This is a genomic window from Winogradskyella sp. HaHa_3_26, assembly GCF_019278425.1.
Lineage (GTDB): Bacteria > Bacteroidota > Bacteroidia > Flavobacteriales > Flavobacteriaceae > Winogradskyella > Winogradskyella undariae.
In genome coordinates, this window is record NZ_CP058981.1 from 3,441,536 (window position 1) to 3,453,434 (window position 11,899).

Annotated in this window: 15 protein-coding genes; 6 read left to right on the top strand and 9 right to left on the bottom strand. The window is 31.6% G+C overall.

The window, feature by feature from the left end; translation table 11 throughout:
• From H0I32_RS14920 to H0I32_RS14945, 6 genes are read left to right on the top strand one after another with little or no spacing between them, the layout of a single operon-like run.
• Positions 1–657, top strand: coding sequence for a suppressor of fused domain protein (locus tag H0I32_RS14920; RefSeq protein WP_179314265.1), 657 nt, complete (start codon positions 1–3; stop codon positions 655–657).
• Between the two features lie 15 nt (positions 658–672).
• Complete coding sequence (locus tag H0I32_RS14925; protein ID WP_179314264.1) at positions 673–1,128, top strand: hypothetical protein; 456 nt, start codon at positions 673–675, stop codon at positions 1,126–1,128.
• Positions 1,128–2,351 carry a hypothetical protein gene (locus H0I32_RS14930; RefSeq protein ID WP_179314263.1) on the top strand — a complete coding sequence of 408 codons (1,224 nt, stop codon included), beginning with the start codon at positions 1,128–1,130 and terminating at the stop codon, positions 2,349–2,351. The genes H0I32_RS14925 and H0I32_RS14930 overlap by 1 nt, the downstream gene beginning before the upstream one ends.
• Before the next feature lie 17 nt (positions 2,352–2,368).
• Positions 2,369–3,154 carry an alpha-ketoglutarate-dependent dioxygenase AlkB gene (locus H0I32_RS14935; RefSeq protein ID WP_179314262.1) on the top strand — a complete coding sequence of 262 codons (786 nt, stop codon included), beginning with the start codon at positions 2,369–2,371 and terminating at the stop codon, positions 3,152–3,154.
• 23 nt (positions 3,155–3,177) lie between these two features.
• Complete coding sequence (locus H0I32_RS14940) at positions 3,178–3,687, top strand: endonuclease V (RefSeq protein ID WP_179314261.1); 510 nt, start codon at positions 3,178–3,180, stop codon at positions 3,685–3,687.
• Between the two features lie 20 nt (positions 3,688–3,707).
• A complete protein-coding gene (locus tag H0I32_RS14945; protein WP_179314260.1) occupies positions 3,708–4,139 on the top strand; it encodes a hypothetical protein in 432 nt (143 codons plus the stop codon).
• A gap of 83 nt (positions 4,140–4,222) precedes the next feature.
• Here the strand turns inward: H0I32_RS14945 and H0I32_RS14950 are convergent, their stop codons facing one another.
• From H0I32_RS14950 to H0I32_RS14990, 9 genes are all read right to left on the bottom strand, one after another.
• Complete coding sequence (locus H0I32_RS14950) at positions 4,223–4,993, bottom strand: hypothetical protein (protein WP_179314259.1); 771 nt, start codon at positions 4,991–4,993, stop codon at positions 4,223–4,225.
• Between the two features lie 33 nt (positions 4,994–5,026).
• On the bottom strand, positions 5,027–6,169 hold the full coding sequence (locus tag H0I32_RS14955) for a leucine-rich repeat domain-containing protein (RefSeq protein WP_179314258.1): 1,143 nt from the start codon (positions 6,167–6,169) through the stop codon (positions 5,027–5,029).
• Positions 6,170–6,251: 82 nt separating this feature from the next.
• The gene (locus H0I32_RS14960; protein ID WP_179314257.1) at positions 6,252–7,403 is read right to left on the bottom strand and encodes a hypothetical protein; all 1,152 of its coding nucleotides are present in this window, start codon (positions 7,401–7,403) and stop codon (positions 6,252–6,254) included.
• A gap of 68 nt (positions 7,404–7,471) precedes the next feature.
• Entirely contained in the window at positions 7,472–7,846 is a 375-nt protein-coding gene (locus H0I32_RS14965) for a hypothetical protein (protein WP_246293631.1), read from the bottom strand.
• 77 nt (positions 7,847–7,923) lie between these two features.
• Entirely contained in the window at positions 7,924–8,547 is a 624-nt protein-coding gene (locus H0I32_RS14970; protein WP_179314256.1) for a hypothetical protein, read from the bottom strand.
• 217 nt (positions 8,548–8,764) lie between these two features.
• Positions 8,765–9,397 (bottom strand): DUF1444 family protein, encoded by a 633-nt coding sequence (locus H0I32_RS14975; RefSeq protein WP_173588650.1) that lies wholly within the window; start codon positions 9,395–9,397, stop codon positions 8,765–8,767.
• A gap of 182 nt (positions 9,398–9,579) precedes the next feature.
• Positions 9,580–10,194: a DUF1444 family protein gene (locus tag H0I32_RS14980; RefSeq protein WP_179314255.1), complete on the bottom strand. Its 615-nt coding sequence runs from the start codon at positions 10,192–10,194 to the stop codon at positions 9,580–9,582.
• A 199-nt stretch (positions 10,195–10,393) separates the two neighbouring features.
• Entirely contained in the window at positions 10,394–11,095 is a 702-nt protein-coding gene (locus tag H0I32_RS14985; protein WP_179314254.1) for a hypothetical protein, read from the bottom strand.
• A 95-nt stretch (positions 11,096–11,190) separates the two neighbouring features.
• A complete protein-coding gene (locus tag H0I32_RS14990; protein ID WP_179314253.1) occupies positions 11,191–11,811 on the bottom strand; it encodes a hypothetical protein in 621 nt (206 codons plus the stop codon).
• Positions 11,812–11,899 lie beyond the last annotated feature (88 nt).

Below are 11,899 nucleotides of genomic sequence, written 5' to 3' on the forward strand. Positions count from 1 at the left end.
ATGGACAAAACAACATATAAAAATAAATTTACAGAAGAAGATGCTGTAGGTTGGATAGCTATAGACAACGCTTTAGAAAATATTTACGGAGACACCGAGCCAAAACATTACGGCCCTTTATGTGGTATTCATTTTAGTGTAGGCGGTACAGATCCTATAGATGGTGCCAGTATTTACGATTCTAATCATCAGGAAGCACACAAACATTTGGTGAGTTATGGGATGTCTGAATTATATTATGATGAAGATAAGACAGAAGAAGAGTTTAGCAAATGGGGTTTTGAGTTTACTTTCAGATTAAAACCTTTTAAAGAGGATAAAGGCGAGCCAATTTGGGCGATTCAAGTTATGAATAATTTGGCGCGCTATGTTTTTAGCAGTGGTAAATGGTTTGAAGAGAATCATTTTATACCTGCAAATGGCCCAATTAGACGCAATACAGAAACTAAAATTGTAGGTTTTGTTTTTGCTGTTGACCCCGAATTAGGAAAGATTGAAACCCCGCATGGTGAAGTTGCATTTTTACAACTTGTAGGTATTACCGAAGATGAGGTAGAACGTTTAAAAGCAAACCCTGCAACAACTGCAGTAGAAGAATTAATTAAGGAATTAAAAGAAACAAATCCATTATTAATAACAGATTTAGAACGCAAATAGTTTAAAGTGTTTATTATGAATTTAGAAAACACCATCACACTAATTGAAAACTTCCAAGTAAATGACGAAATTGAAGATTATGAAATTAGTGAATTTTTTGATGCTATTGGCTTCCAATTAGAAGCTATAAATCGTTTTACAGATGCACAAAAGCAGCAACTCATTCAAACGCTTTTCGATTTTTTAAAACGTCAAGATCCAGAATTGGAAGAAGATTTCTCTTTCATTCATTTTATAGAAGCTATAGATCAACCCGATTACAAAATTTATAATGCTGAATTGCTGAAATTCAATACAGAAAACGGTACGATTACTTCGACACTTTTATTGAACCGGTTTATTAATGGTTTAAAAGAAGAAGAACGTATAGAACACATCGATTTATTAAAATCGATTGCAGATAATGCTAATTACACCGATTTAGTGAGAGCTGAAGCATTAAGTTATTACGAACATCAAATGGAAAAATAATGTACATAGAAAACGCACTCTCAAAAACTAAAAATATTTTACTTAATTTAAGTACTTCAGAGACTAAATCAGAAGCATTAGATTACTTGTTAGCCAACTTTAACGGATGTGTAGTAACACGTTTTTCTGATATTGAAAACACAGAAAAATCAATCCGAATTTTTGCTCTGGGAGATATAACTTTGTTAGACGTTAAATCTGAAGACGTTTTCATTATCAAAGAATTTTCTTCTAATTACGAAAACCATTCTACGTCAAATTTGAAGATGATTAGTGAAGGACAAGTCCCAATAAATGTACACAATGCAGGTGTGTTTTATCGTCAGTTGTTTGAAGACGAGAATTACTTTTCTAAAATAGAGACAGAGCATCAATTTCAACATTTAACTGAATCGACCAAACAATCTGTAGCTTTAAGAAAAGGCATTTATTTAAGTGAAATCACCAAAGAAAAATCGACTAAAAATGAAGAGCAACTTCATTTTAAATTATTACGATGTTCTACCAACTTAACAGGACCAACAGATAATTTTAGAGCTACAGATACTTATATAGTCAACAAAATTAATGAAGCGGTAAAATTTGATTTTGAAAAAGAGACCGAATTAAACCACGTATTAGCTCAGATTTACGAGAATAAAAAGAAAGATAAAGACCATCCTAAAGATGTAAAAGCGAAGATAAAAGCACATTCCGACAAAACGAAAGATATGCCAAAAGAAGGTTTAATTGCCTTCTGTACCTTTTATGACGACACGAATTGGGATAAATTAAGTCCATCAAAAACGAATAAGTTTGATAGAGTTTATGGCAAATCTAGCGGATTAAGTCGCTTACTTTTCAAACTTAAATCGTCTGTAAACGATGCTACTTTAGTTAAAGAATTTTCGGTGACTTTATATCCGAATTCTGTGTTTTTAATTCCGTTGTCTACCAACAGATTATACACGCACGAGATAAGACCATCGGTTTTAGATATCGATTTAATTCCGATTAGAATGGGGTATGTTATACGCTGTTCTAATCTAGAGGCTGTTTATACAAACGGTCAAACCTATATTAAAAATGAAGACGAGCGGATTAAGTTAGAACCAATGGTTACCGAAAATCTAGAAGATTTAAGAACGTCTTATTACGAAGAAAACAAGACCGTAAAACGTGTAGATTATGGTAAAGTTCACTTTAGTATGAATACAGGAGATTATAAAAAACCAATCTATTAATCTGAAAGCATTATTGTATGAATACGTATCCGTTTTATAAAACGACACTTCCTTTAAAAACCAATTGTTTCGAATCTTTATCTAAAGAAATCAGTTTTGAAGCCTTAGGCAAAGGACGCGTTGGAAATACTATAATAAAGTGCTTAGATAAAGGTATTCCTGTAGTAAGAACAACAACGAAGTTTAGTATTCCTGCTCATTATTTTACTGTAAATCATCTTGATATTTTAAATCATATTAATAACACATTAGAAGCCGAAAATCAACCAAAAACAGCTTTTAACTGTGGACTTATTGAAATATATGACGAGAATTATACCAAAATGGGCTATCATTCCGATCAAAATTTAGATCTAGAACAGAACTCTTATATTGGTTTGTTTTCATGTTATAAACATCCTGAAACGCTTACAGCTGTATCCATTCGTATTCTCAGAATTAAAGATAAATCTACCGAGGAAGAATTTGATATTAAGCTTACGCATCATTCTTTCATTTTGTTTTCTGTGGAAATGAATGCTAAATATTCACATAAAATAATTTTAGAAAACCCAAACCGCGAAGCACTAAAATTAGCCGATAACAAATGGTTAGGCATCACTTTTAGAACCTCTAAAACCTTGGTTAAATTCAAAAATGACAAGCCTTATTTTGAAGATGGTGCAGTAATGGAACTCGCAAATGAAACGCAAGAAAAAGAATTTTACAAATTGCGGGGTCAAGAAAATAGAGGTCTAGATTTTACATATCCAGAGATAAAATATACGCTTAGCAAAGCTGATTTAATTAAGCCTATTAGCTAATAACAAAACTAAAAAATGAACTTATGATACTCGCTTTTGACACTTATTATTACGACGGAAAAGCCAAAACCATAGCGGTAAGTTTTAACGATTGGGAAGACGACGAACCAACAAAAATTTACACCGATATTATTGAAGGCGTAACACCATACGAGCCAGGATCTTTTTACAAACGCGAATTACCGTGTATTTTAAGTCTACTAAAACAAGTGAATTTAGATGAGGTAGAATTAATTATTGTAGATGGTTACGTGATTCTAGAAGAAAAACATTTGGGTTTAGGTGGCTATTTGTACCAAGCTTTAGAGCATAAAATTCCGGTTGTTGGAATTGCGAAATCTGAGTTTGTATCTAAAACTTCTGTATTTAAAGAAGTGTTTCGTGGCGAAAGTAAAAAACCATTGTATGTGACCTCTATTGGTACAGATAGAGATGAGGTTTGTAACGCCATAGAATGTATGCACGGTAAATACCGAATGCCAACGCTATTACAAATTGTAGATACAAAGACCAAAGAAAATACTAAGAACTAATACTTTAAAAAGTTACAACTATGAATGAAAATTTAATTATAACCTCGGTAGATGAACTAAAACCAATGTTTAGAAAAAATTACAGGGAGTTTATTGCTGAAAAACCAAGGACTGTAATTTTTGAGGAAGAGGAATTTAAGTTATATAATTTTGAAAAGATGATGGAGCTTACCAACATAGATGGAATGGAAGTTAGTAAGATTCACGCATTAACCCCGTATGTTAAAACATTAAGTGAATTTATGAATCCTATATTTAATGATTTAGATGGGTATAAGTGGAGTTTAGAAAAATTAGCTTTAGGTAAAGCTATTGGTGCTAATTCTGAAGGTGATTTATTATTTTTTGGTTGCTATGATAATACTAAAGTACATTTATTTCGTCACGATGATGGCAGTATAAAGAGAACTAAATTAACCTTGTTTGAAATTATTAAACAATTTTCTGAGTAAATTTTAGGTACTTAGTGTAAATAATAAAAAAAGCCCAATTATAAATTTTATAATTGGACTTTTTAGTTTTTTTATAACTGAAATTATTCAGTATATCTTAAAAACAAATGGTTTTTATCTTTAATGATATCTGCTAGTTTTTCAAACTCAGATTCGGTGGTGTTATACAATCTAGCCAAGTCAGTTACCAATGCTTTTAATTCATTGTCTCTTAAGGGGGCACTTTTAATAAACCCTAAAAAGGAAGCGCCTATTCCAAAAAGTTCAAGATTATATGTTTCAAATAAGTGTTTAGATAGCGCGTAATTCTCAAAAGGACTGAAGTCGGCATCAAAATATCCATTCGGAAACCCTGTAAGTCCTTCGTATGGTTGTTCTACAGGAAGAATCTTCAGGACAACCTGTTGGTCTAAAAATGCTAAAGGGGATTCATTAATATTTTCTAAATCTAAAACATCGTCTTCAGAATTGCTTATGTCTTTTTTACAAACGGTTTCAAAATCAATTCCTTTTGTTTGTTTTAAAAAGTTTTCTCTTATAATGAAATATTCAGATGGTGTAGACAAATGCCCCAAATGCTCGTTATCTTCATCATAGCACGCTTTATCAAGTCCAGATAAATCATAACCTTCTGTATCCAGCAGAGAATTGTAATCACAAGCGTGCCCACTAGTATATTCGGCTTGACCTAAATCATCAAGGGTTAAGATTATGGTCTTGTCAGGATGATTTTGTTTATAGGTTTGATAAACCTCCATAAGTTCCTCGTACGATTTTATATTTTCGATTAAGAAACTGTCAAATAAACTTTCTTGGTAAGGCTCCCGAGTTCTAATTAATTTTTCTATATTCATAGCTTTGGTTTAAATATTAAATAGCATCAAAAATCACATATTTGCCTCTTTACTAAATTCTTTTTTCAACTCCGTATAACCCGGTGTTATTAAGTTCTTGTATTTTTCTGGATTCATATTATGTCCGCCAAAACCAGAGAGGTAATATTTTAGTTCTTTCAGTTTTAGTTTCTGAAAATATTCAGGAACTGCATTTTCAAATTTACAATTGTCAATATCTAAGCGTTCTAAATGAGGTAAATCGGCTATCCAAGTCGGTAAATCTACAAAGTCATTTCCGCCTAAGGATAAGGTTTTTAAAGTTTTAATCTGCTGAATGAATTCTGGCAACACTTCAAACTTATGGTTGATTAAAAACTCGGTTAGTTTTAATTCTGAAATACTTTCAGGAATGCTGTTGACATCGTCGCCAATGCCCATAAAACTTAATTTTTTTAAGGCTTTAAACTGATTTAGTTTTGCATAGCCTGCCATTCCAAATTGATAACTTAAGGCAATATATAGAGATTCTAAAACGGGTGCTTCTAGAGTTTCAAGGCTTTTAAAGCTGGTGTAACTTAAATCTAATGTTTTTAAATGTGGCAACTTGATTTTAGGAAACGTAGTAGCAATCTCATAATGCGCCATATTTAAGGTTTCTAAATTAGGCATATTAGAAATGATTTCTTCTAAATTTTCAGCTTTATAAAAGTCTAATTTTAAATATTTTAATTGAGGCGCGAGTTTAGGTGTTAAAGCCACAGCGCTAGCTTCATTATTATCTAAATGTAAATGCTTTAAGTTGGTACAATAGACCAATACATTTTGAAAATGACCTGTATTTGTATAGGCTTTTAGGGTGGTTAACACTTCCGGTTTTGGTAAGTATTGTGTTATATCTTCTTGGGTGTTTTTGCACTCGTTAATACCCGAAAAATGAAGTGATGTCGTGATTAAATTTTGAAACAAAACTTGAGGTGCTTCAATCGCTAAATTCCCAAAATAAGCCTGTTCTGTTTCTAATAATTTTTCTGTGGCAACATATTCTTTAATGTCAAATAAGTGCAAGTCTTTAATCTTAAAAGGCAAATTTATAGCCTCTAAAACTAAATCACGACAACTGTTAAAACTTAAATACTCTAAATGTTGCAAGTCTTTTAAACCTTCAGGGATGCTTTCAATAGCAACACCATACAATTTTAAATAGCGTAATTGCGTACAGTTTTCAATATTTTGAAACAGGGTTTCGGTATGACTTCCTTGATGAATATCAATAGATTCAAGTGTTGTTAATTGTCCTAAAATTAGCTGTAACCTCAGAGAAATTAGTGATGTAATGAATTTTTAACTTTTTTAGATCGGTAAACCGTTCAGGGTGCAATAAAACGTAATTTAAAATTTTGACATCTCTGATTAATAATTCAGAATTTGAAATTGGTGATGCACTAGGTATTATTTCTATGTTGTCATCTAACGTAATATACTCGCAATTAGAAGTAAATATTTGACTGTCTTTAATGGTTTTAATTAAAGGAACTGCTTTCAATTTAAATACAAAAAGCTTGTGTAATTTATCAAATCCGCTAGGTATCTCATTCAGATTTGGACATTTAAAGAGGTTGAATTTTTCGAGATGCATTAGTGTTGAAATGCTACTTGGTAGTTTGGTTAAATGTTCTAATCTTATAAAATTCAATTCCTTTAAACTTGTTGGTAATTGCAGTTGAGATGCGTTTTTTAAATTGACTAGAATGAAATCTAACTCTTCTAAATTTGTAAACTTTTCTAACTGAAGTGACTCTTGAAATTCTGTAGTAATATTGCTTAATTCTAGTTGCTTTATGTTGATTAAAGACCAAAATGATTCTGGAAATGTTGCGAGTTGAGTTAATTCTAGAGTAACGCTTTCTAACTGTTGTAAATTTCCAATAGAAAATGGCAACGCTTGGTAATCGCCTTTAATTTCTAAAGTCGATAAAGAGGTAATATCACAAATTTCCTTTGGTAAACCGTTGCTAAATACATCACTTACTTTTAGGTGAGCAATACCATTTAAACGTGAAATAAGATCAGGTTGCTTTTCTAGTGTTTCTGCAATCGCTTCCTGTCTTATAGAAAGTGATGAAAATTGAAAAGCATTGTAGATTTTACCTATAAGAAATAATGGATCTTTAAGTCCGTATTTGAGTAATGCTTTTAAAACTTCTGCAGAATTTTCACCATCTGCAGGCAATTTATTACGGGTGTTAAAAGCGCTAAGAAGTTCTGGGGTACCGTTTGTTTCTAAGATTTTAGAAATCTCATCAACAATAATAGGATCTCTTAAAGTTTTACCAACAGCAAAAAGCTCATAAAGATAAGCTTTTGGATAATTTGGTTGCGTTTTTAATTGCTTGTAATATCGATTAAGGTTGGAAGGGTCTAAGATCATTGTATAAATTTCTAAAGTAAAACGTTGATTTTTTTAGTAACAGAATTCAAAAGGAATGCGATGATATTTTAAGCAGACATTCGGTTAATAGCTTCCATACGTTTTAAAATAATAGGTACAAACAAAGCGAATTTAGCATTAAATTCTTCTTGAGTTTTTGCTGTATTTAAGTTTTCACCCATCGATACCCAAGTCACATACAAAGCGTCTTCAATATTAGATTCATCAGTATCTATATTTAAAGCTTTAATAAGACTAAAATTTTCATCCTGACTGTAAAACCCAGACTCTTTAACGATTTCAAAAACGAGTTCAAAAATGCTTCGGGTGTCTAAAAGTTCATTGATTTTAACTTCTGCTTCTTTTGAAGCACTAATCGATTCAAAGACATCCACCATTAAATTTTGTACTCTGCCGTTGATACTAAAGTCTAGATTTTTCAATTTTTGTGTTTTTAAGTTGAAAAAATAGTCACCGATGCGTGTGCACAGGTAACTATTTGTTTATTGATTTCTGAAAATTATAAAGGGATATGTCCTACAATGTCACAGTTTGTTACTGAATACACAAGGTCTGCGATACGTTCGTTAGGATTTTCATCATCATTCCAATTGTACTTATGTAGGTAAGCAAACTTATCTTTAGTTTCTTTATCTGCGTGTTGTGAAATAATCATTAGTTCACCATATTTGGATGTAGACACAAATAAATCTTCTGAATCTAGCATAGCGTGAGCTTTTGTCATTTCTACTTTGCTAAAGACGCGTTCACTAGCAAAATACGTATCAATAGAAATAAGTGCCTTATTGTCTAACGCTTCGGCATATTCTAAAGTAGATTCTAAATCGTCTAGGTTTTGATACGCGTCATTAAGTAGTGTTGTTCCATCATAAATTTCTAAATCGGCCATCGTTAAGTACACAAAACCATCTGGTGTGTCTATTCCATACACAGCAACTATTTTAGAAGGATCCTCTTCATTATCACCTTTTATTGCTGTGGTTTGTAGAATTTCACCATCTAAGCCTTCCCAAGTTCCTGCTTTTACAATAGGATAAACTTTATATTCTCCTTGGCTTGCTTTTTCCACGATGGTTTTAATCTCGGCTAAATTTTCTTTTCTATTAAGTGTATTAATTTTCATGTTATTTGTTTTATTATTTATGACAAAATTAAAGACACATAGAAGTTTTTTTGTCACTGTATTCAGCCATTTGTTTATTTAGTGGTATATCTTACAAGATCAATTTTGTTCCGTTTAATGCATAAAAAAAGGGTATTCACGTTTTTGTAAATACCTTTTTGTTGTTCTTGTTTTTGTTCGGATTTAATATTGAATTTTATTGAAGCATTATGTTTTATTAGTATTCAGACAAATTATCCAAGGCTATGTGTCCAGTAATATGTCCTCCTTTCATCGTAAAAAGGATATTGGCTATTGGCGCATTACCATAACTATCATCTTTCCAAGCATCTTTATGCATACTTAGAAACGCGCCAAGCAACTCGTCGTCTGAATCTCTTGAAATGACCATCATACAAGAACGCCTTGGTACGGAAACAAATAATTCCTCGGCATGTAACATAGCGTGTGCTTTTAGCATATGTGCATTAGAAAGAATGCGTTCACTAGAAAAATCATGGCCACTAGAGGTTAATATTTTATTTTGAAACGCTTTAGAATAGGTGAATTCTGTTTCATAATTTCCTAAGTTTCTAAAAGCTTCATTTGTAATTTCCTTTTGGTCCATAGTTTCTAAATGTTGTTGCGTTAAAAACACAAAATTATCAGGCGTATCTATACCGTAAGCAATAACTACTTTTGGCCCAGCCTCTGTTTTTATTAAATTAGAATTTAATGCCCCAGCTTTAAGTCCAACCCAATCACCTGGTTTTAAAATAGGATAGATTTTTTGATCCCTATTTTTAGTCTGCTCAATGATTTTTTCTATTTCTTCTTGAGATTTTTCTTTTCCGTAAAGTGTACCGCTCATAGTGTTGTGTGTTTATTGTTTGCTGCAAAATTAGAGTAGCAATTGTCATTTTTTATCATGGTATTCCGCTATTTCTAAGTGTACTTAATTAGTTATAACGCTTATTTATATAGCATTGAAGCCATAAAAAAGGCATTCTTAAAATTAAGAATGCCTTTTTTATCTGTTTTTTTTAATTGAATTTATAATGGAATATGTCCTACAATATTACCATCTTTTACAATAAAAAATGAATTTGTTATTGGTGCGTTACCAAAACTATCATCTCCCCAAGTATGATTGTGTAAAAAAGCAAACTTATTAATGGTATCTTCATCTGCTTGTCTTGAAATAATAGTCATACAAGTTCTTCTTGGAATAGATACTAATAATTCTTCAGCGTCTAACATGGTATGTGCTTTTAACATATGGGTTCTAGAAAGAATGGTTTCACTAGAAAAATCGTTTCCGTTAGCACCAACGGCTTTATTATCTAAAGCTTCAACAAATGTTAATCCTGGATCACATTTTTCTAAATTGGTGAAGGCTTCTTGCGTAATTTGTTTAGCATCCATAGTCTCTAGGTGCTTTTTAGTTAAAAACACAAAGTTATCAGGTGTATTCATACCGTAACCTATTACGACTTCAGCGCCATCTTCAGATGGTATTAAAGTAGAGCTTAAAGCTCCTGCTTTTAATCCAACCCAGTCGCCAGGTTTTAAAATAGGATAAATCTTTTTATCGCTATTCTCTGTTTGTTCTACTATTTTAGCTATTTCTTCAGGTGTTTTTTCTGGGCCATGAATGGTATTACTCATAAGATTATATGTTTTTTATTTATTTCAAAATTAGAGATACATCTCAGTTTTTTTATCACGGTATTCAGCTATTATGAAATATAGTGGTTTGCCTAAAGAGTACTTTTTTTACTTTTCATTAAAAAAAAGAAAAGGTGTTCTTATAAATTAGAACACCTTAGTTATTTGTAATAATTAGCCTGTTTTAGACTGACGATATTTAAGGGCAATCTAGTGATGCTATTAAAAATTGCCCATCTTTATTTTTACTAATTGCTACACCACGTGTGATTCCTACGCCTTTAAAAAAGTATTGGTTGTCTTTCTTTTCTATAAACTTAGGCATGAGAATAAAATTTCCTTTTGAAGTGATATCAATTTTAGGATTATGCACAGGTAATTGGTGATAGACTTCATGTAACGTCATATCCTTATATAGATACGTGTTCTCAAAACAATCATTAAAATCTGTGTAGGTATGAATGATATGGTCATAGGTTGCTATCTCTTCTTCAATTTCAAATGGCTTGTCGTTGCATGTTTCAATTCTCTTATCTGTAGTTTTATGTATCATTTTTCCTTTAAAATCAGGAATAACGACACCATTGTAAATAGGCTCTAATTGAGGTCTAAATGTTGTTAAATCGGAACTATGAATAAATCCAGAACAGACTTGATTTTTTACTTTAATAAAATTTCCATGAAGTTGAAAGCCTTCACCAATGTGTATGGATTGTTTTGTTTCAATAATTTTCTCTGCAACAATTCTTTCTCCAACTGAAATGCGTTTTATCAGTTTTGAATTTAATGAAGGTTTTTCATAGAGTGGAGCTCCAAAAACATTGATGACAAAGAACGAATTCTTGTCACTTATTTCTTTTGAGGAATTACGCGTTGTCGTTTTAAGACCTGCACTTTTCATTGTTTCATTGTTTCAATGTTTTGAATTGAAGCCCTTGATATCATTATCTATTATGAATAAAAGACGTTGCCAAATTTATAACATAGCGTTTAGATTTATAGATATACGATTCCTTCTCTATTACCACTTTTTATGTATAAAAGTATATTAGCGATATGCGCATTATGGTTAGTTTTATCGTTCCAATTGTGTCTATGTACGTATAAAAACATATCTAACAGCTCTTTGTCCGAATCTTTAGGAATAATAAGGATATTACCACGTCTAGGTATAGATACAAATAATTCTTCTGACTCTAAAAAATCATGAGCCATACGCATCTGTGTATAACTAAGAGCTCTTTCATTAGAAAATCGAGTTCCATTTGAACTCAATACTTTATTATCAAATTCTTTTTCAAACTTAAATCCTTGTTCAAGCTCGTCTAAGTTGTCGCTAGCTTCTTGATATAAGTTTCTATTTCCAAAAAAATCTTTATGTTTCTTTGATAGATATACCAAACCATTTGGCGTTTCTACGGCATAAGATTTAATAACTAAAGGAATTTTATCATCATCATTATCTTCAAGAACTTCTACATTATAGAGTGCTCCATTTTTAACACCTGGCCAACTTGCTGGTTGTAGTACAGGATAAAGTTTATATTCTCCATCTACAGCTTTTTGCACGTCTTGGTCTATTTCTGCTAAATATTGTTTTTTTTCTTGATCTGTCATGAGTATAGTGATGTGTAATTAATTTAATACAAATGTATAAGCGTATGTGATAGGTTTTATCACTGTATTCTGTGATATAAAAACTCGT

What these genes read in the sequence shown, in the direction of transcription:
- H0I32_RS14975 (WP_173588650.1), bottom strand. Translation starts at nt 9,397, where the DNA reads ATGAGCGGTACACTTTACGGAAAAGAAAAATCTCAAGAAGAAATAGAA.
- H0I32_RS14960 (WP_179314257.1), bottom strand. Translation starts at nt 7,403, where the DNA reads ATGATCTTAGACCCTTCCAACCTTAATCGATATTACAAGCAATTAAAA.
- H0I32_RS14980 (WP_179314255.1), bottom strand. Translation starts at nt 10,194, where the DNA reads ATGAGTAATACCATTCATGGCCCAGAAAAAACACCTGAAGAAATAGCT.
- H0I32_RS14985 (WP_179314254.1), bottom strand. Translation starts at nt 11,095, where the DNA reads ATGAAAAGTGCAGGTCTTAAAACGACAACGCGTAATTCCTCAAAAGAA.
- H0I32_RS14940 (WP_179314261.1), top strand. Translation starts at nt 3,178, where the DNA reads ATGATACTCGCTTTTGACACTTATTATTACGACGGAAAAGCCAAAACC.
- H0I32_RS14925 (WP_179314264.1), top strand. Translation starts at nt 673, where the DNA reads ATGAATTTAGAAAACACCATCACACTAATTGAAAACTTCCAAGTAAAT.
- H0I32_RS14935 (WP_179314262.1), top strand. Translation starts at nt 2,369, where the DNA reads ATGAATACGTATCCGTTTTATAAAACGACACTTCCTTTAAAAACCAAT.
- H0I32_RS14990 (WP_179314253.1), bottom strand. Translation starts at nt 11,811, where the DNA reads ATGACAGATCAAGAAAAAAAACAATATTTAGCAGAAATAGACCAAGAC.
- H0I32_RS14945 (WP_179314260.1), top strand. Translation starts at nt 3,708, where the DNA reads ATGAATGAAAATTTAATTATAACCTCGGTAGATGAACTAAAACCAATG.
- H0I32_RS14950 (WP_179314259.1), bottom strand. Translation starts at nt 4,993, where the DNA reads ATGAATATAGAAAAATTAATTAGAACTCGGGAGCCTTACCAAGAAAGT.
- H0I32_RS14930 (WP_179314263.1), top strand. Translation starts at nt 1,128, where the DNA reads ATGTACATAGAAAACGCACTCTCAAAAACTAAAAATATTTTACTTAAT.
- H0I32_RS14920 (WP_179314265.1), top strand. Translation starts at nt 1, where the DNA reads ATGGACAAAACAACATATAAAAATAAATTTACAGAAGAAGATGCTGTA.
- H0I32_RS14970 (WP_179314256.1), bottom strand. Translation starts at nt 8,547, where the DNA reads ATGAAAATTAATACACTTAATAGAAAAGAAAATTTAGCCGAGATTAAA.